The sequence below is a fragment of the Mitsuokella jalaludinii DSM 13811 genome (genome assembly GCF_000702905.1).
Taxonomy (GTDB): domain Bacteria; phylum Bacillota; class Negativicutes; order Selenomonadales; family Selenomonadaceae; genus Mitsuokella; species Mitsuokella jalaludinii.
Genome location: NZ_JNKR01000001.1, coordinates 177893 through 197437, shown reverse-complemented (window position 1 = coordinate 197437; position 19545 = coordinate 177893). Strand labels below are relative to the sequence as shown.

Below are 19545 nucleotides of genomic sequence, written 5' to 3'. Positions count from 1 at the left end.
TTCTTGACGTTCCTCTATTTTGCCGTTACAATCCAGTATGAGATGTGGTACAATGATATGTATTGTTTCGATAAGGAAATTCTGAAGGGAGTTTATCAGTAAAATGTGGAGTCTTTTTGGTGGTTTATCTCACGATATGGGTATTGACCTCGGCACGGCCAATACGCTCGTCCATGTGAAAGGCAGGGGGATTGTCCTGCGCGAGCCTTCTGTTGTCGCCATAAAGAGTGATACGGGAGACGTCTTGGCTGTCGGTGATGAGGCCAAGCAGATGATTGGCCGCACGCCGGGCAACATCGTCGCGATCCGTCCGATGAAGGACGGCGTCATCGCGGACTTCGATGTGACGCAGGCCATGCTCAAGTATTTCATCCGCAAGGCGATGAACACGAAGTCGTTCGTGCGCCCGCGCGTCGTCGTAGGCGTTCCTTCCGGTGTGACGGAAGTCGAGAAGCGTGCTGTCATCGACGCGGCACAGCAGGCCGGTGCGCGCGAAGCATACCTCATCGAGGAGCCGATGGCTGCTGCCATCGGTGCTGGCCTTCCGGTCGAAGAGGCGACGGGCAACATGGTCGTCGATATCGGCGGCGGTACGACGGAGATCGCCGTCATCTCGCTCGGCGGCATCGTCACGAGCCGCTCCATCCGCATCGGCGGCGATGAGATGGATTCGGCCATCGTCCAGTACATCAAGCGCATGTACAACCTCATGATTGGCGAGCGCACGGCTGAGGAGATCAAGATCAACATCGGCACAGCCATTGTGACGCCGGAGACGGACACGTCGATGGACATCCGCGGCCGTGACCTCGTCAGCGGCCTGCCGAAGACGATCACGATCCAGGCCAAGGAAATCCGCGAGGCTCTCGGCGAGCCAATCTACAAGATCGTCGATGCCGTCAAGGCGACGCTCGAGAAGACGCCGCCAGAACTCGCAGCCGATGTCATGGATCACGGCATCATGATGACGGGTGGCGGCGCACTCCTCAAGAACCTCGACCAGCTGCTTGCCCATGAGACGGGCATGCCGGTCCTCGTGGCCGAAGATCCCCTGTCCTGTGTCGGTGAAGGCACGGGCAAGTCGCTTGAGAACATCGAGCTCCTCAAGCGCGTCGTCATGACTTCAAAGAAGCTGAGACAGTGATGAGTGGAAAGTACAGAAGGAACAACAACAAGGGGACGGGCAAGAAGATCCTGATCCTGATCTTCGTGCTCATCAGCCTCTTCTGCATCATCTTCTTCGCGGCGCGCGGGCGCTTCAAGGTCCCCGTCGCCCAGCAGGTCGTGTCCGTTGTGCTCACGCCGTTCCAGGGTGCGATCTCATGGGTCGGCAGCCAGCTCAACTACGTGACGAGCAACATCTGGGAGCTCGCCACGATGCACGAGCAGAACAAGATGTTGCGCAATGAAGTCGAGCAGCTGCGCATCCAGAACCTCCACGCGAGTGAGTACGATGCGGAGAACCAGCGCCTGCGCGCACTGCTCGGCTACAAGCAGACGGCGACGCAGTTCGACCTCGTCGCCGCCAGGGTCATCGGCCGCGAGTCGGCCACTTGGTCGAGCGTCATCGAGATCAATCGCGGCACGCGTGACGGCGTTGACGTCGACATGGCCGTCGTGACGGAGAAAGGGCTCGTCGGCCATGTCATCGAGGCCGGCCCGACGTCAGCAAAGGTCCAGCTCCTGCTCGACCCGCGCTCGTCGGTCGGCACGCTTGTCCAGCGCGCCGACTCCCGCGTCGCCGGCATTGTCGAGGGTGATATGGACAACCCGACCATGCCGCGCATGGTCAACATCCCGAAGACGTCTGATGTCGATGAGGGCGATGTCGTCGTGACCTCCGGCTTCGGCGGGATCTACCCGAAGGGGCTCAACGTCGGCACTGTCGCAGAGATGCGCAACGATGAGGGCGGCCTCCTGAAGATCGCTGTGCTCGAACCGGCCGTCGACTTCCAGAAACTCGAGGATGTCATGGTCATCACGGCTTCCCGCGAGGCTCCGCCCGAGCCTTTAAAGACGCCGATGCAGACGCCGGGCACGGAGACGGATCCGGCAGCCCAGGCGGCGGAACAGGCCGCTGCTGCAAATGGCGATGCGGACAGCTCGTCTGATTCTTCCAGCTCGTCTAGCTCGGATGGCAGCGCGGACAGCGGGGAGGGGAGCGCACAATGAAGAATGCAGGCGCAACCGCGCTACTCGTCATCATCCTCTACGCGCTCCAGACTTCCATCTTGCCGCTCATCGCTTACCACGGCGTGACGGCTGATCTCATGCTGCTCTTCGTCACCTCGACGGCGTTCCTCAAGGGGGCGCGCGTCGGCGCGCTCTCGGGCTTTGCCGTCGGCGTGCTGCAGGACATCGCGAGTGGGACGTTCTTGGGCGTGAATGCGTTCACGCGCGTCCTCATCGGCTTCTGCGTCGGCAAGTTCTCCGACCAGGTCTTCAAGGAGCAGGTCTTCCTGCCGGTATTCGCGTCTTTGCTGGTGACGACAGTGAACTATTTTATTTTGGCGTTACTTATGATATTATTAGGGTATCGCTTTAATCTGATGGGCCACATGCAGTACACGCTGCTGCCGATGCTCATCTATCAGCTGGCATTCGCTTACCCGGTCCATCATCTGGCCTACGAGCTCGACAAGCGGTACGGGAAGAAAGCATGACAGCAGCCTCTCTGGGGCAGCAGACGTTTTGGCAATGATTAAGGCACCTTGCGGGGTGCCTTTCGTTATGGGAGAGATTCGATTTTGGATAATGATGAAATCAACAGCAGATTACGGACATTGATGATCATATCGGTCCTGGTCATTGCCGTTCTCATCGGGCGGGCTGCCTACCTGCAGATCTACCAGGGGGAGTACTACGCGGGCCTCGCGGACGGCAACCGCATCCGCATCGTGCCGTCGATGGCGCCGCGCGGCACGTTCTACGACCGCAACGGCGAGTTGCTCGTCACGAATCGCCCGGGCTTTTCCGTTTCGCTCCTGCCGCTGACAGCGCCGATCTCGGACGATGTCATCGCGCGTCTCTCAGATCTCCTGAAGGTGCCGACGGACGAGATCAAGACGAAGATTGCCGGTCACAGCGGCTTCAACCCCATCCGCATCAAGACGGATGTCACGCCGGACATCGTCTCGATCATCGAGGAGCAGAAGAGCCAGTACCCTGGTGTCGTCATCGAGGTCACGCCAATCCGCGACTACATCCTCAAGCAGGAAGGCGCGCACACCTTTGGCTACGTCAGTGAGATCAACGACACCGAGCTCGAGAAGATGAAGGACGAGGGCTACAAGTCCGGCGACATCATCGGCAAATTCGGCATCGAGAAGATCTACGACAAGGAGCTGCGCGGCGAGAACGGTGGCCAGCAGGTCGAGGTCGACGTGTCGGGCAAGCCCGTGCAGATTCTCGGCCGCAAGGAGCCGGTGCCGGGCGATGACCTCGAGCTCACGATCGACATCAAACTGCAGCAGGCGGCCGAGAAGGCCGTTGACGAACAGCTCACGCAGATCGGCGCCCATGCAGCGGCCGCCGTCGTCATGAATCCGCAGACGGGCGAGATTCTCGCGATGGTCAGCCGCCCGGCCTTCGACCCGAACCTCTTTGCGCACGGCATCTCGTCGAAGGAATGGAATCAGCTCAACAACAATCCGTATCACCCGATGGACAACAAGACCATCACGGGTGAGTATCCGCCGGGCTCGACTTTCAAGATTGTCACGGGTACGGCTGCCCTGACGGAGGGCGTCGTCACGCCGGACGAGCAGATCTTCGACTCTGGCCACCACTGGATCATCCCGAAGGGCAACGCCGACGGCGAGGCGCTCGGCTGGCTGAATTTCCGCTCGGCCCTCGCGCACTCGGATAACGTCTACTTCTACGAGATGGGCAACCGCCTCGGCATCGACCGCCTCGAAAAGTACGCGCGCATGTTCGGTCTGGGCGCGAAGACGGGCATCGACCTGCCGTACGAGGCATCGGGTCTCGTCGCCAACCGCCGCTACAAGGAGAAGAACTTCGATGACGGCGAATGGTATCTGTCGGAGACATTTGATGCGGCCATCGGCCAGGGCTTCAACCTTGTGACGCCGCTGCAGGCGGCCATGGTCATGGGCGAGATCGCAGCTGACGGCAAGCGCTACAAGCCGCATGTCGTCAACCGCATCATCGCGCCGGACGGCAGTGTCGTCAAGGACTTCCAGCCGGAACTCCTGTCGCAGCTCGACGTTCCGGAAGAGGACATCAAGCTCGTCCAGGACGGCCTGCACGATGTCACGAAGTACGGCACGGCAGCTTCGAGCTTCCGTGGCTTCACGGTCGACATCGCCGGCAAGACGGGTACGGCCGAGAACTCACAGGGACGCGATCACGGCTGGTTCGTCGCCTACGGCCCGTTCGACAATCCGAATGTCGTCGTGGCCGTCATCGTCGAGAACGGCGGCTACGGTTCCCAGTCGGCCGTGCCGATCGGGCGCAAGATCCTCGAGGCAGCCTTTGGCTTCAACCAGGACGGCGGCGATAAGAAGTGATGAGCGGTCGTAAGGTCATGAAGGTCGTAAGATAGAGAGGAGAATCGGCAGTCATTATGCATGATGAGATTGTGAAGATCAAGGGCGGGAGAAAAGGGCTGCAGCTGAGTTTTGCAGAGGGCGCCTCTTTTGATGACATCTGGAAGCACATCGAGCAGAAGCTCGAGTCTGGCTCCGGCTTTTTCCTGCGCGGCACACTCGTGCTCGTGCCGCGTGAGCGCTTCCTCAAGGAGGAGTTCGTAAAGCTCCAGAAGCTCTTCCACGAGCATGGTCTGATCTGCAGGACGATGGGGGAAGAGCCTGAGGAAGAGCCAGCAGCTCCGGCCGCCAAGAAGCAGAAGGCCGCTTCACCTGCTGCCCGCAAGAAGGACCCGCATGTGCAGGAGATGGTCGTGGTCAACCGCACGCTGCGCGGCGGCCAGGAGATCCGCACGGAGAGCTCCGTGCTCGTCTGCGGCAACGTCAATCCCGGCGCGCAGATCATCGCAGGCGGCAGCATCGACATCCGCGGCACGTGCCGCGGCCTCGTGCATGCTGGCGCGTCAGGCGATACGGATTCCTTCATCATCGCCGATCACCTGATGCCGACGCAGATCCGCATCGCGAATCTCATCGCGCGCTCGCCGGACCACATGGAGATGACGGAGCGTGCCGAGCGCGCTTCGATAAAAGATGGGCAGATTGTCATCGAACCGATAGAAAGGTAGGAATAAGGGTATGAGCAAAGTTTATGTAATCACTTCGGGCAAGGGCGGTGTCGGCAAGACGACGACGACGGCAAACCTCGGCGTCGGCCTCGCCATGCGCGGCAAGAAAGTCGTTCTCGTCGACACGGATACGGGCCTGCGCAATCTCGATCTGCTCCTCGGCCTCGAGAACCGCATCATGTACGACCTCATCGATGTGGCAGAAGGCCGCGTGCCCTGCAAGAAGGCCCTCGTGCGCCACAAGAAGTATGAGAGCCTCTTCCTGCTGCCGACCTCCCAGGTCAAGGACAAGACGAGTGTCAACCCAGAGCAGCTCGTCAAGCTCTGCGAGGACCTGCGCAAGGAGTTCGACTTCATCCTCATCGACTGCCCCGCCGGTATCGAGCAGGGCTTCAAGACGGCCATCGCCGCCGCTGACACGGCCATCGTCGTGACGATGCCGGAAATCTCGGCTGTCCGCGATGCCGACAAGATCATCGGTGAGCTCTCGCGCGCCGACAAGGAGGACATCAAGCTCATCGTCAACCGCATCCGCCCGCAGATGGTTGAGAGCGGTGACATGCTCGACATGAACGATATCAATGACATCCTCTCGATCGACTGTATCGGTCAGGTGCCGGATGACGAGATGGTCGTCACGAGCACCAATAAGGGCGAGCCCTGCATCACGATGGAGCACTCGCTTGCAGGACAGGCCTACCGCAACATCGTTGGCCGCATCTGCGGCGAGGACATCCCCTTCATGGAATTCCCGAAGGAGGGCTTCTTCCAGAGGCTCAAGCGCCGCGTATTTGGAGCATAAGGAGGGAAAGGCATGTTGGATTTGGTCAAGAAGATTTTTGGCAAGAAAGAGAGATCGGGGCAGATCGCGCATGACCGCCTCAAGGTCGTGCTGATCCATGACCGCGCCAATGTCTCGCCAGAAGTCATGGACAACCTCAAGAATGACATCATCAAGGTCATCTCGAATTACATGGATATCAATCAGAAGGATATGGATATCTCGCTTGAGAACGACGACAACTCCGTCGCCCTTGTCGCGAATATCCCGGTCAACCGCATGAAGCATGATGCGGGGAAGAAGTGAGAAGACGTACGGAATGATGAACAAACGTTATCTGCGCCGGACGGATTACATCCTCATTGCTGCGACGGCGGCCATCATCGTCATGAGCCTCGTCATCATCGGCAGTGCGACGCACATCAATACACCGAGTGAGGAACGCTACTGGTTTGTCCAGCGTCAGGGCATCTTTGCGCTCGTGAACGTCGCACTGGCGGCCTTCCTCATGAATTTTGACTACAAGGTCCTCGAAGGGTACGGCAACAAGCTCTACATCTTCAACCTGGTCCTGCTCGTGGCCGTCATGCTTGTCGGACAGTCGGCTCTTGGCGCCCAGCGCTGGATCACGATCGGCCCAATCAGCATCCAGCCGTCTGAGTTCTCGAAGCTCATCATGATCATCTCGATCGCGACGATGCTCGACAATAAGGTCGGCCACCTCAACACGATACACGATCTCCTGCCCGTCGCGGCCTACGTCGGCGTGCCGTTCCTCTTGGTCCTCAAGCAGCCAGACCTCGGAACCTCGCTCGTATTCATGGCCATCTTCTTCGGCATGGTCTACGTCGCCGGCATCAACAGGAAGCTGCTCCTGGGCATCTTCGCTGCGGGCATCGCGGCCTTCCCAATCTTCTGGCACTTCCTCAAGGATTACCAGAAGATGCGCCTGACGGTCTTCATGAACCCGAACGTCGACCCCTTGGGCTCTGGCTACCACATCATCCAGTCCAAGATTGCCATCGGCTCGGGCATGCTGTTCGGCAAGGGACTCTTCGGCGGCACGCAGAGCCAGCTGAACTTCCTGCCGGAGAACCACACGGACTTCATCTTTGCCGTCGTCGGCGAGGAGCTCGGCTTCATTGGCGTGACGTTCCTGCTGCTCTTATACCTCATCGTGCTCTGGCGCGGTGTCGTGACGGCGCGCGATGCGGGCGACACGTTCGGTCGCCTGCTGGCCACGGGCATCACCTCGATGCTGGCTTTCCACGTGCTCGTCAACGTCGGCATGACGATGGGCATCATGCCGGTCACGGGCATCCCGCTCCCGCTCATGAGCTACGGTGTCAGCTCGCTGACGACGAACATCATGTCCATCGCCATCCTGCTCAACATCGAGCGGCGCAAACAAAAACTTGTCTTTTAGATGGGCCAGAAGGCCCGGCCTTCCCTGTTTCGGTCCCGAGAGAGGGGAGGCTTTTTTTGAGATACGGAGGAAATCAATCAATGGTACGACTCGAACACGAAGTGCTGCAGTCCGTCCTGAAGCCGGCGCGCTACACGGGCGGCGAATGGAATGCCGTCATCAAAGACCACGCGGCTGTGGACTGCACCTGGGCGCTGGCCCTGCCGGATGTCTACGAGGTCGGCATGAGCAACCTCGGCCTTGCCATCCTGTACGAAGTGCTCAACCGCCGCGAGGACATCGCGGCAGAGCGCGTCTACGCGCCCTGGACGGACATGGAAGAAGAGATGCGCAAGCGCAAGATGCCGCTCTTTTCGCTCGAGACGAAGACGGAGATCTCAGCCTTCGACTTCTTCGGCTTCTCGCTCCAGTACGAGATGATCTACACGAATGTGCTCAACATGCTCGATCTTGCGGGCATCCCGCTCTTCGCGAAGGACCGCGGCGAAGCGATGCCGTTTGTCGTCGGCGGCGGCCCGTGCGTCTACAACGTCGAGCCGATTGCCGACTTCTTCGACTTCTTCATCGTCGGCGAGGGCGAAGAGGCAATCGTCGAAGTGTCGGACGCTTTCATGGCCTGGAAGAGAGAGGGGCGTCCGGGCGGCCGCAAGGGCTTTTTGCAGCGCCTGCTCGATGTCCCGGGCATCTACGTGCCGTCTTTCTACGAGCCGGAGTACGACGAAGAGGGAAACTACCGGGCCCTGCGCCCGCTTGTTGAGGCGGCCAAGCCCGTCATCTACAAGCGCGTCATCCGTGATATGGACGATGCCATCTCGGTCGAGCATCCCGTCGTTCCGTACATGGACATCGTGCACAACCGCATCATGCTCGAGCTCTTCCGTGGCTGCTCGCGCGGCTGCCGCTTCTGCCAGGCCGGCATCTGCTATCGCCCGGCCCGCGAGCGCACGGAGGAGAACCTGCGCAAGATGGCCCGCGGCCTCGTCGATGCGACGGGCTACGACGAGATGAGCCTGACCTCGCTGTCGTCGGCCGACTACTCCTGCCTCGGCCGACTCGTCGATGACCTCATGGCGGACTTCCGCGACGAGAAGGTCAGCTTCTCGCTGCCGTCCCTGCGCATCGACAGCTTCTCCATCGACCTCGCCCACAAGATGCAGCAGGTGAGGAAGTCTGGCCTGACCTTCGCGCCGGAAGCGGGCACGCAGCGCCTGCGCGACGTCATCAACAAGGGCGTGACGGAAGAGAATCTCATGAAGGCCTGCGGCGCTGCCTTCCGTCAGGGCTGGAAGCAGGTCAAGCTCTACTTCATGATGGGCCTGCCGACGGAGACGGACGAGGATGTCATCGGCATTGCCGAGCTCGCCAAGAAGGTCGTCGACCTCTACACCGAGATCAAGGGCAAGCGCGGCTGCAAGGTCACGATCTCCGTCGCCTGCTTCGTGCCGAAGCCGTACACGCCGTTCCAGTGGTTCGGCCAGCTGCCCATCGAGGAGTTCCAGCGCCGCCAGCAACTCCTCAAGGAGCACATCACGGACCGCGCCATCACCTTCAACTACCACGACGCACGCCTCTCCGTCATCGAGGGTGTCTTCGCGCGCGGCGACCGCCGTCTCGCCAAGGTGCTTCATCAGGCTTGGCAGGATGGCGCGAAGTTCGACGGCTGGTCGGACCTCTACCGCGATGATGTCTGGCATGAGGCCTTCCGCAAGTGCGGTGTCGACATGGGTTACTACAACATGCGCACGCGCAACTTCAACGAGCCGCTGCCGTGGCTCGTCACCTCGCCAGGCGTCAACCAGGAGTTCCTGCTGCGCGAGTGGCATCACGCGATGAACGCGAGCCTGACGGAAGACTGTCGCCGCGGCCGCTGCACGGCCTGCGGCATCTGCCCGAACCTCGGCGTGCACGTCATCGACTACAAGAAGCAGGAAGACGCGCGCCTCGAACAGGAAAATCAGGAAGCGCAGAGCGAGCAGGAAAAGAGGGCTGACGCAGCGAAACAGGAGAGCAAGCAGGTTCCCGCGCATGACCCGAAGGGCCCCGGCCGCCCGCGCACGCTCTACGCATGGCGCGCCGAGATCACGAAGGGAGAGGAGCTCCGTTACGTCTCGCATCTCGACTATGCGAACCTCTTCCTGCGCGCATTTGACCGCGCCAAGCTGCCGATGGCCTATTCTGAGGGCTTCAACCCGCACATGAAGGTGGCCTTCGCCTCGGCGCTCTCGCTCGGTGTCACGAGCGCTTCGGAGTACATGGACTTTGAGCTCACGAAGCCCTTGTGTCAGCCCGAGATCTTTGACCGCCTGCAGAAGGAACTGCCGCCGGGCGCCAAGCTCTTGAAGCTTCGCGAGATCCGCGGCAAGCACAAGGCCCTGATGTCGGAGGCCGACGAGGCCATCTACATCTTGCGCGTGCCGTTTGCTGGCACAGAGGCGCAGGCAAGGGCGAGCATCGATGCCTACAATAAGGCGGCGGAGGCCGTCTGGCATCGCGTGACGCCGAAAAAGACGCGCGACATCGAGACGAAGCAGTACATGAAGGAGCCGGTCGCCTTTGCCGTGGCAGACGGCGAGCTGCAGATGACGATGGACATCGTCATCACGCAGTCGGGCAGCGTCAAGCCGCTCGAAGTCCTCTCGCTGATCGCCAAGGACTTCGAGCTCGCCGTAAATCCGGCTGCGGCCCGCATTGAGCGCCAGGGCATTTTCGGCCACGGCAAGAAGCTCATTGACCTTGCCTGAGCACAGGCATTCACATCTGGGAATCGAAACATCAAGGATTGGAGTGAGGTGACGTTATGAGATCCATCATCGTGAATATGGTGCCAGAGGAGACTTGCATGGCCATCCTCGAGGACGGCGAGCTGCAGGCGGTGGAGATGGAGCGTTCCTCGCATTCGCATCTCGTCGGCAACATCTACAAGGGGCGCGTGCAGAACGTCCTGCCGGGCATGCAGGCCGCCTTTGTCGACATCGGCACCGGGAAGAACGCCTTCCTGTACATCGGCGACGGCCTGCCACACGAGACAATCGAGTCCATGCCGCAGAACGCGCGCATCCACATCGGGCAGAGCCTGCCCATCCAGATTGTCAAGGACGCCATCGGCACGAAGGGGCCGCGCGCGACGATGCACATCTCCTTGCCGGGGCGCAACGTCGTCCTGATGCCGACAGCCGCCTACATCGGCATGTCGCGGCGCATTGAGGACGAGGCGGAGCGTGCGCGCCTGCACGCGATCGCTGAGCGCATCTGCCCCAAGGGCATGGGGCTCATCATCCGCACGGTCGCCGCGGGCCAGAGCGAGGAGAACCTCGCCGCTGACGTGCGCTACCTCGTGCGGCTCTGGGAGTCCATCCTCGCGCGCTACAGGCTCAAGTCGAAGGGCTCCGCGCTCCTCTACCGCGACGCTGACCTCCTCATACGCCTTGTGCGCGACCGCTTCAGCGCAGATGTCGATGAGCTCGTCATCGACGACAAAGAGGCCTACCAGCGCGTCTGCAGCCTCGTCGAGGCTATCTCGCCGGAGCTCGTCGGCCGCATCCGCTATTACGAGGCGAAGACGCCGATATTCAAGGCGTACCACATCGAGGAGGAGATCGATAAGCTCGGTGCCCGCGAGGTCGAGCTCAAATCGGGCGGCTTCCTCGTCATCGATAAGACAGAAGCTCTGACCGTCATTGACGTCAACACGGGCAAGTACGTCGGCAAGACGAATCTCGGCGACACTGTCTACCAGACAAACCTCGAGGCCGCTGCCGAGATCCTCAAGCAGATTCGCCTGCGCGACATCGGAGGCATCATCATCGTCGACTTCATCGACATGGAGAAAGAGTCGCAGAAAGAAGAGCTGCTCGCCTACATGCGCGGGCAGGTCAAGCATGACCGCACGAAGACGAATATTGTCGATATCACGAGCCTCGGGCTCGTCGAGATCACGCGCAAGAAGACGCGCCAGAACATCGACAGCATCGTCTACAGCGAGTGTCCCATCTGCCACGGCCGCGGCCGCATCGAGTCGCCCGAGACCGTCGCCATCCGCATCAGCCGCGACATCCGCCGCATGGAGCGCAAATCCCACGCGCGCGAGGGCTACGAGATCGAAGTCCACGAGACCGTCGCCGAAGAGCTCCAGGCAAACCAGCTCATGATGAACCTCGCCGCCGAGTTCGGCACCGACATCAAAGTCACCGTCAAGCCCGGCATGCATCCAGAGAACTACACCATCTTGCAGCAGAGCTGAAGTGAGATAAAGAAGACTTCGCCTGACTCCGCTTGGAGTTGAGCGGAGTCTTCTTTGCGTGCAAAAGGTACGCGCATGAATAGGATATTTTTTAATATATAAAAAGACATAATCTTTTATTGACGTGGCAATTGCAATTCCGTATAATAGAGGCATAGTTGCATCGGAGTCATGAAGAATGGCTTGTTTGCTCGACATCATAGGGGGGTTGATGATTTGTATCCAATGAAATTACAGGCACCGCTCAAGGATTACATCTGGGGCGGCACGAAGCTCAAGACGGATTACGGCAAGAAGACGGACCTCGAGAAGGTCTCGGAGTCGTGGGAACTCGCCTGCCACAAGGATGGCATGAGCATCATCGAGAATGGTCCGGAGGCGGGCCGCACGCTCAAGTCGTATCTCGATGAGGCGGGCCCCGCTGTCCTCGGCGAGCACGCGAAGAAGTTCCCGTACTTCCCGCTGCTCATCAAGCTCATCGATGCGAAGGACAACCTCTCGGTGCAGGTCCATCCGGACAACGATTACGCCATGCGTGTCGAAGGCGAGTACGGCAAGACGGAGATGTGGTACATCGTCGACTGCGAGCCGGGCGCCACGCTGATCTATGGCTTCAAGCACGCCATCTCGAAGGAGGAATTCGAGAAGCGCATCGCCGATAACACGCTGCTCGAGGTCTGCAACCAGGTACCCGTTCACAAGGGGGATGTCTTTTTCATCGCCTCGGGCACACTGCACGCCATCGGCAAGGGCATCATCATCTGCGAGATCCAGCAGAATTCCAACACGACGTACCGCGTCTATGACTATGGCCGCCTCGGCAAGGACGGCAAGCCGCGTGAGCTCCACGTCAAGAAGGCCATCGACGTCACGAACCTCGAGCCCGTCAAGGAGTGCCCGCGTCTCGATGCACCCATCGATATCTTTGTGGATACCCAGGCCCGTCTGCTCGCATCGTGCGAGTACTTCACCGTCTATGAGCTCGAGATTGACGGCACGAGCCATCTGACGGCTGGCGAGGATTCGTTCCAGAGCTTCACGGTGCTCGACGGCAGCGTGCAGCTGCAGGCCGGTGATGTGGAGCTGACCTTCAAGAAGGGGGAGACTTCTTTCCTGCCTGCTGGCCTCGGTGCCTACACGCTGATGGGCAAGGCACGCCTGGTCCTCAGCAAGATATAAAATAGGATTTGCTTTTGGGACACTTTTTCCGCAGTGAAAAGGTGTCTTTTATATAATTTGTTATAAATACAAAAGATATATTTTATAGTTGACATTAGTTAGATGCTTTATTATAATAATAAATACGATGAAATAGAAAAAATGTTTATTGAGAGGATGTTGAGTATGGCAATTCTAGCTTTTGACGTCGGTGGCAGCAGCGTGAAGTACGCTGTCGTGCAGGAAGATGGAACGGTTGAGGATAAGGGCTCGTTCAAGACGCCATCTGACCTCGAGGGATTCTACGAGGGGCTCAGGCAGACGAAGGCGAAACTCAAAAAGGGGCATGCTTTCAGCGGCGCAGCCTTCTCCATGCCCGGTGCAGTGGACGATGCCCGTGGCGTCATCGGTGGTTCGAGCGCTATCCCGTACATCCATGACTTTGACATCAAGTCAGCGATGGCAGATGTGCTCGGATTGCCCGTCGCGATGGAGAACGATGCGAACTGCGCGGCGCTCGGCGAGACTTGGATTGGCATCGCCAAGGACTGCAAGGATGTCGCGTTTTTCGTCATCGGCAGTGGCGTCGGCGGCGCCATCGTCAAGGATGGCCGCGTTCACCACGGCGCGCATCTCCACGGCGGTGAATTCGGCTACATGGTCGGCGACGATGGTGCCACAATCCTCAGCACCGCTGGCTCGACAGAGAATATCGCGCGTCTCTGCGAGCGACTGAAAGGTCTTCCAGACCACAGCCTCGATGGGCGCAAGGTCTTTGCACTGGCCGGAGAGGGTGATGCGGAGGCGGCAAAGGCCGTCAAGCAGATGATAGAGTCTCTGGCACGCGCCATCTACAACATCCAGTACTCGTACGACCCGGAATGCTTCGTCATCGGCGGCGGCATCAGTGCCCGTGAGGACTTCGTTCCTGCCATCCAGGAAGCAATCGATGCGATCTTGGAACGCGTTAAGGTCGCCAGAATCCGCCCCGACGTCCGCACGGCTGAGTTTGGCAACGATGCGAATCTCATCGGCGCGGTGCGCCACTTCCTGCAGACGAAATGACCTTAGGGGGGTGGATGTCCCATAGCGGCTCCTCATTTTGAGGGGCCGCTGTTTTATATCTTTTTCTTGATAAAATAATAAATATGTTATATAATAAAAAATAAAAGATATGATTTATTGTAGAGGAATGTGTGTTATGGTAAAATACCAGGAAATAGCAAATGAGTTGCGCAATCAGATTCAGGAGGGTGTCTATAAGGCAGGGGAACAGCTTGCGTTGGAGCGTGAGATGTGTGAGCAGTACGGCGTCAGCCGCATTACGATCAAGAAGGCTGTTGACCAGCTCGTCAAGGATGGCCTTGTTGTCAAGCGGCGCGGATCGGGCACCTTTGTCAAGAGCCTTGCGAGTGAGGATGTCCACGATATCAGCATGGCCAACCAGTTCTCAGGTTTCTCGAAGGTCTTCGAAGGGCATGAAATTGCGACGAAGGTCGTGCGCTTTGACATCATCCATCCGACGGCAGAGGTCGCGGAGAAGCTCAACATCACGACGGATGACTTCGTCTACGATATCGTGCGCCTGCGCCAGGTGGACGGGGATCCCGTCGTCATCGAGTACACGAATATGCCCATCGAGCTGATCCCAGGCATCAAGCGCGAGGTGCTCGAACACTCGATTTACCGCTATATCGAGGAGCAGCTTCATTTCAAGATCCAGTCAGCACACCGCTTCATCCGCGCCCTTCTGCCAACGCCTGAGGAAGAGGAACTGCTTCGTATCGATCATGGAACGATGCCGATATTGGAGGTCGAGCAGATTGCATTCCTCGACGATGGACGTGCCTTTGAGTACTCCAAGGCACACCATCGCGGAGACAAACAGGTATTCCGGGTCGTCAGCATTCGCTGAACGCAGCCTGAACAAGCAGAAGAGAGCAGCCGAGAGGGCTGCTCTTTTTATTTATAAGTCCTTCCTCGACCCCGCTGTCAAGGGTGTCTTCCCCGAGAAGTTCGTCGAGGTCCTGGCGCGCGACGGCGTGCTCTGGGATGCGACGGCAGATGAGATGAAGACCATCAAGAAGTCCGGCCGCTGGTTCCGCGAAGTCGCTGCACAGAATGGGTTCTGAAGCGCACGCTCTTGATTGTTTTTGTTGATTCCTGCAAGAAGCCCCCGGCTCACGTCTTTCGTGAGCCGGGGGCTTCTCTGTCTGCACCAACCGTGCAAGGGTTCACTGTGGTTCTGCTGCGGCGTCTTCTGCGATATCTGCCGCGACGTTTTCTTCAGGCAGAGCGAGGTAGTTGCGGATGGCCGCGATCTCGTCGGCGATGAAGAGGGCGGGCGGCGATTCGCGGATCATGACGGCCTGCAGCATGCGGCTCTGTTCTTCCTGGTCATCGGTCCGCAGGTTGGCCGGGTCGGCGGCTGCACGCGTCAGCGCAATGGCGCGGTGCTGGGCTTCGGCATAGGCGTGTGCCTTGCGCACGAGTTCGATGGATTGGTCGTAGCAGGTATCATTGAGGGCGAGCGGCGGCGTTCGGCTCGCGATGCGCGTATCGAGCGCTTGGCTGTCCTTCTCGAGCTGCGAGAGGCGCAGGTAGGCCGTCTGGATGCTGATGATGTCTGCCTTGAAGTCCGCAAGGATCTTGTGGTAGCGCTGCCAGTTGCGGTCGAGGTCCTCGATGTCCTTCTGATAATCCTTGTACCATCCGGCGAAGATCTGCTGCTGCTGTTGGCGCTCCTCGCGCATCTCCTGACTGATGACGGCATCGCCATTGCGGTGCGGCGAAGGCCAAGCGAAGAAGACGATGGCACTGGCCGCGCAGAGCACGAAGAAGAAGGCGAAGAAGATCTTGCGGCTGGGGATGTAGTGGTAGAGCAGTGCGAGCAGCACGACTGCGATGGCCGCGCCTATGTAGATGAGCATGTTCCCACCTCCGGAAATTCAGATTTTTGTCTTATACTGCACATAATGCTATTCTAGCAAATGCTTGCCGGAAAGACAATGGCGCGGCCTTGCAGGGAAGCAGGGAACGCGTTATACTGAGATTCGTTAAGGATGTGATAATTTGAAGCAAAAGTTTTGGAAGAATTTCTGGCATCTCTTCCGCGGATACTGGAATTCAGAGGAGAAGTGGAAAGCGAGGGGGCTCCTGGCCTTCGTCATTGGCCTGAATTTCGCGTCGGTCTATCTGCTCGTCCGCCTCAATAGTTGGTATAATGTCTTTTATAACGCACTGCAGCAGTATCAGGCGGAATCTTTCTGGCCGCTCATCGGGGAGTTCACGGGGCTTGCCTTCCTCTACATCATCCTCGCGGTCTACGCAATCTATCTGCGCCAGATGCTCCAGATCAAGTGGAGGACCTGGATGACGAACCGTTACCTCGACGACTGGATGAAGGGCCAGGTCTACTACCGCCTGCAGGTCCTGCGCAGCGATACGGATAACCCGGACCAGCGAATCAGCGAGGACATCAACCAGTTTGTCTCGCTGACGCTGCAATTGCTCATCGGCATGCTCAAGCAGATCACGACGCTCGGCGCTTTCGGCGTCGTGCTCTGGAATCTCTCAGGCGCCTTCACCGTGCCAATCGGAGGCCACGAGTTCGTCATCTACGGCTATATGTTCTGGTTCTCGCTGCTCTACTCGGTGCTCGGCACGATCGGCGTCCACTTCGTCGGCCGCAAGCTCATCGGGCTCAACTTTGACCAGCAGCGCTATGAGGCAGATTTCCGTTTCAATATGATGCGCGTGCGCGAGAACAGCGAGAGCATTGCCTTCTACCGCGGCGAGCAGCCGGAATCCGTCGGCTTCGCGGAGCGCTTCGCGAAGGTCATCAAGAATTACTGGCAGCTCATGCGTCGGACGAAGCTCCTGAACTTCTATGTCAACGGCTACGGCCAGCTGGCCATCATCGTGCCACTCGTCATGGCGGCGCCGCAGTACTTCGCCGGTGTCATGACGCTCGGCGGCCTCATGCAGACGTCCTCGGCCTTCGGCCGCGTGCAGGATGCGCTCTCGTACTTCGTTTCGGTCTACGATACGATCGCACAGCTCGCTGCAGTCATCCGCCGTCTTTCGGGCTTCACGCGCCACATGGAAGGCGCTTCGGACATCGAGGATGAGGTGAAGCGTGAGACGGCTTCCGGGGATGCGCTCGTCGTGCGCGACTTTGACGTCAAGCTGCCGGATGGCCGCGTGCTGCTTGCTGACTGCAACCTGACCATCAAGGAAGGGGAGCGCCTCTTGATCACGGGCGCCTCCGGCTGCGGCAAGAGCACGCTTCTGCGCACGCTCGCTGGTATCTGGCCGTATGGCCAAGGCAGGATTGAGATTCCGGAAAAGAGCCGCATCCTCTTCCTGCCGCAGCGCCCATATCTGCCCCTCGGCAGCCTGCGCCGTGCCCTTTACTACCCGCTGAGTGCCTCGGGCCCTGAGGAGAACCTCAAGGAAGTCCTGCGCAAGGTCGGCCTGGCGGACTTTATCCCGCGCCTCGATGATATCGACGACTGGAGCCGCATCCTCTCGCTCGGCGAGCAGCAGCGCCTCGCCTTTGCCCGCGTCCTCCTCGTCAAGCCCGACTGGGTCTTCCTCGACGAAGCGACGTCGGCACTCGACGAGCCGCGCGAGCAGGAAATGTACGAGCTCATGCGCAAGGAACTGCCACATACCGGCATCATCAGCGTCGGCCACCGCTCCACGCTCTTTGCCCAGCATGAGGAAGAGCTCCATCTGGCAGGCAACGGCAGCTGGCAGTGCCGTCCTGTCACAGCCTGATATAGAGAGAACGAGCAATTCTGTTCCTTCATTCTGGAGGAGCAGGGTTGCTCGTTTTTCATGCATTCGTGTGATATGATGATGTTCAGAAAATCAGGTTGATGTGGTTGTCGGCGAGATACGACTGCCATTCGCTGGATGGTTTTTCGTCCGTCACGAGGGTGTCGATGTGGGAGAAGTCGTCGCATTTGACAAAGGCGGTCCTGTCGAACTTGGAGTGGTCGATGAGCAGCACAGCTTTGCGGGCTTGGCGTATCATGACGCTCTTGATGCGCCCCTCGCTGTCGTTTGACTCCATGATGCCTTTCTCGCGGTCGATGCCTTTGCAGCTGATGAAGGTGAAGTCGACGTAGTATTTCTCGAGCGTCTGGCTTGCAATCGTGCCAGTCAGGGCGCAGGAGCTCTCGCGCATCGTGCCGCCCGTGCAGATCATCTTGAAGCCGCTGCCCATGAAGTCGTTCATGAGGCGGATGGAATTGGTGATGACGGTGACGTCCTTCTGGCCCTTGAGGCGCTGCAACAGGGCCTGGCACGTCGTGCTGGAATCCATCATGATGGTGTCGCCGTCCTGGATCAGGCGGGCGGCCTTCTCGGCGATGGCGAGCTTGCTCTCGCTGTTGATGGCACTGCGATGCTTGTAGGAGAGGTCTTCGCTCGTGCTCTCCGTGATGACGGCGCCGCCGTAGCTGCGCCGCAGGAGATCCTGCCCCTCGAGTTTCTCAAGGTCGCGTCGTATGGTCTCTTCTGTCACCTTGAAGGTCTGCGCGAGGTCAGAGACGTATACTTTCCGATCCAGGCGGATTTTCTCCATGATCCGCTGTCTTCGTTCTAATCCTAACATGAAATTCCCCCTTTTGAGTGGACTCATTTGGACAAATGTCGGTTTATTTGTTCTTTATTCTTTATTATACGTTGTTTTTGGGCATAATACAATAAAACAAAGCAAAATACATGTGTGATATTGTTTGTTGCAGGTGGAGTTGAGAGTGCGCAGGGCCAGCATCAATGCTTTCTACTGATTTTCAGATGGCCGTAGTAAAATAATAAAATTACAGGGGGCATGACAGTCGATGAAGCGCAGGGATTTTATTCGGAATATGATGATCATGGGGATGGGACTAGCTCTAGCACCGGAAGTCATCGCCAAACAGGTTGCAGAAGCAGCTTGGCAGGATGGCGGCAACGTACTGCCGGGCGTCGCCATCCGCCAGACGCATCTTTCTTTTCGATCCCTGACGAATCGGCGTGTGACGGACGCAATCATCGTGCACCATATTGGCAACACGAATGCCGACGTGTCGGCTGAGACGGTTCATCAATGGCATCTGGCCAACGGCTGGGCGGGTATCGGCTATCACTTCCTCATCCGCAAGGACGGCTCCATCGAGCAGGGGCGGCCGATGGACACGGTCGGTGCGCACTGCTACGGGGAGAACGAACACACAGTCGGGGTCAACATCGTCGGGAATTTTGAAGATTACATGCCGGAAGATGCGCAGGTGGCCTCCGCGAAGCGGCTGCTCGCTGCGCTCTGCCGCAATTACGGCTTTGCTCCATCGCGCTCGACGATTTTCGGCCATCGTGACTTCAATGCGACGGCCTGCCCCGGTCAGAATCTCTACGACATGCTGCCCGATATCATTCGCGGAGCAGCGGCACTCTACTGACCGATGCATGCGGGATGGGAAAATGCAGACAGGACCTGCTGGCCATTTTGGCTGGTACGGTCTTTTTATTTTTTTTCTAAAAAAGTGCGAAAAATTGCGATTTACATGAAGGATTTTTTTCGTTTTCATAGAACCTACATAATATACAAAGAAGTTTTCTGGATGGATCGGGAAATCAGGGGGCGGCAGGCGCAACTGTTCCCTTGGATTTTCTCGAATTAACGGAAAACTTGCGGTTTTCTCATGGTTTTTCAC

General features: G+C 58.6%; 18 protein-coding genes. 16 read left to right on the top strand and 2 right to left on the bottom strand.

What is annotated here, in order from left to right:
* Window positions 1-103: 103 nt before the first annotated feature.
* The 14 genes from T518_RS00860 (at window position 104) to T518_RS11930 (ending at window position 14973) form a co-directional block, all read left to right on the top strand.
* Complete coding sequence (locus T518_RS00860; protein ID WP_036373789.1) at window positions 104-1144, top strand: rod shape-determining protein; 1041 nt, start codon at window positions 104-106, stop codon at window positions 1142-1144.
* The gene (gene mreC / locus T518_RS00855; protein ID WP_036373784.1) at window positions 1144-2172 is read left to right on the top strand and encodes a rod shape-determining protein MreC; all 1029 of its coding nucleotides are present in this window, start codon (window positions 1144-1146) and stop codon (window positions 2170-2172) included. Before T518_RS00860 ends, mreC begins: the two co-directional genes overlap by 1 nt.
* Window positions 2169-2663: a rod shape-determining protein MreD gene (mreD, locus tag T518_RS00850; protein ID WP_036373782.1), complete on the top strand. Its 495-nt coding sequence runs from the start codon at window positions 2169-2171 to the stop codon at window positions 2661-2663. The genes mreC and mreD overlap by 4 nt, the downstream gene beginning before the upstream one ends.
* Window positions 2664-2744: 81 nt before the next feature.
* Complete coding sequence (gene mrdA, locus T518_RS00845) at window positions 2745-4529, top strand: penicillin-binding protein 2 (RefSeq protein WP_036374438.1); 1785 nt, start codon at window positions 2745-2747, stop codon at window positions 4527-4529.
* A gap of 56 nt (window positions 4530-4585) precedes the next feature.
* Window positions 4586-5236, top strand: coding sequence for a septum site-determining protein MinC (gene minC / locus T518_RS00840; RefSeq protein ID WP_036373779.1), 651 nt, complete (start codon window positions 4586-4588; stop codon window positions 5234-5236).
* Window positions 5237-5246: 10 nt separating this feature from the next.
* On the top strand, window positions 5247-6038 hold the full coding sequence (minD, locus tag T518_RS00835; RefSeq protein ID WP_036373777.1) for a septum site-determining protein MinD: 792 nt from the start codon (window positions 5247-5249) through the stop codon (window positions 6036-6038).
* Window positions 6039-6050: 12 nt separating this feature from the next.
* Complete coding sequence (gene minE / locus T518_RS00830; protein WP_036373774.1) at window positions 6051-6323, top strand: cell division topological specificity factor MinE; 273 nt, start codon at window positions 6051-6053, stop codon at window positions 6321-6323.
* 13 nt (window positions 6324-6336) lie between these two features.
* Window positions 6337-7443: a rod shape-determining protein RodA gene (gene rodA, locus T518_RS00825; protein WP_036373771.1), complete on the top strand. Its 1107-nt coding sequence runs from the start codon at window positions 6337-6339 to the stop codon at window positions 7441-7443.
* Between the two features lie 80 nt (window positions 7444-7523).
* The gene (locus tag T518_RS00820) at window positions 7524-10184 is read left to right on the top strand and encodes a TIGR03960 family B12-binding radical SAM protein (protein WP_036373767.1); all 2661 of its coding nucleotides are present in this window, start codon (window positions 7524-7526) and stop codon (window positions 10182-10184) included.
* 56 nt (window positions 10185-10240) lie between these two features.
* Complete coding sequence (locus T518_RS00815) at window positions 10241-11683, top strand: Rne/Rng family ribonuclease (protein ID WP_036373765.1); 1443 nt, start codon at window positions 10241-10243, stop codon at window positions 11681-11683.
* Between the two features lie 225 nt (window positions 11684-11908).
* Window positions 11909-12862 carry a type I phosphomannose isomerase catalytic subunit gene (locus T518_RS00810; RefSeq protein ID WP_036373762.1) on the top strand — a complete coding sequence of 318 codons (954 nt, stop codon included), beginning with the start codon at window positions 11909-11911 and terminating at the stop codon, window positions 12860-12862.
* A 165-nt stretch (window positions 12863-13027) separates the two neighbouring features.
* Window positions 13028-13906, top strand: coding sequence for an ROK family protein (locus tag T518_RS00805; RefSeq protein ID WP_036373759.1), 879 nt, complete (start codon window positions 13028-13030; stop codon window positions 13904-13906).
* 109 nt (window positions 13907-14015) lie between these two features.
* Entirely contained in the window at window positions 14016-14756 is a 741-nt protein-coding gene (locus tag T518_RS00800; RefSeq protein ID WP_345938738.1) for a GntR family transcriptional regulator, read from the top strand.
* Window positions 14692-14973: a family 1 glycosylhydrolase gene (locus T518_RS11930; RefSeq protein ID WP_162177174.1), complete on the top strand. Its 282-nt coding sequence runs from the start codon at window positions 14692-14694 to the stop codon at window positions 14971-14973. The genes T518_RS00800 and T518_RS11930 overlap by 65 nt, the downstream gene beginning before the upstream one ends.
* Window positions 14974-15075: 102 nt before the next feature.
* Here the strand turns inward: T518_RS11930 and T518_RS00795 are convergent, their stop codons facing one another.
* The gene (locus tag T518_RS00795) at window positions 15076-15771 is read right to left on the bottom strand and encodes a hypothetical protein (RefSeq protein ID WP_036373752.1); all 696 of its coding nucleotides are present in this window, start codon (window positions 15769-15771) and stop codon (window positions 15076-15078) included.
* A gap of 142 nt (window positions 15772-15913) precedes the next feature.
* On the opposite strand from T518_RS00795, the gene T518_RS00790 reads away from it, so the two are divergent.
* Window positions 15914-17623, top strand: a complete 1710-nt coding sequence (locus T518_RS00790) for an ABC transporter ATP-binding protein/permease (RefSeq protein ID WP_036373749.1) — start codon at window positions 15914-15916, stop codon at window positions 17621-17623.
* Window positions 17624-17708: 85 nt separating this feature from the next.
* Here the strand turns inward: T518_RS00790 and T518_RS00785 are convergent, their stop codons facing one another.
* Window positions 17709-18464, bottom strand: a complete 756-nt coding sequence (locus T518_RS00785; protein ID WP_036373746.1) for a DeoR/GlpR family DNA-binding transcription regulator — start codon at window positions 18462-18464, stop codon at window positions 17709-17711.
* Between the two features lie 271 nt (window positions 18465-18735).
* On the opposite strand from T518_RS00785, the gene T518_RS00780 reads away from it, so the two are divergent.
* Window positions 18736-19290: an N-acetylmuramoyl-L-alanine amidase gene (locus T518_RS00780; protein WP_244881826.1), complete on the top strand. Its 555-nt coding sequence runs from the start codon at window positions 18736-18738 to the stop codon at window positions 19288-19290.
* The last annotated feature ends 255 nt before the right edge of the window (window positions 19291-19545 follow it).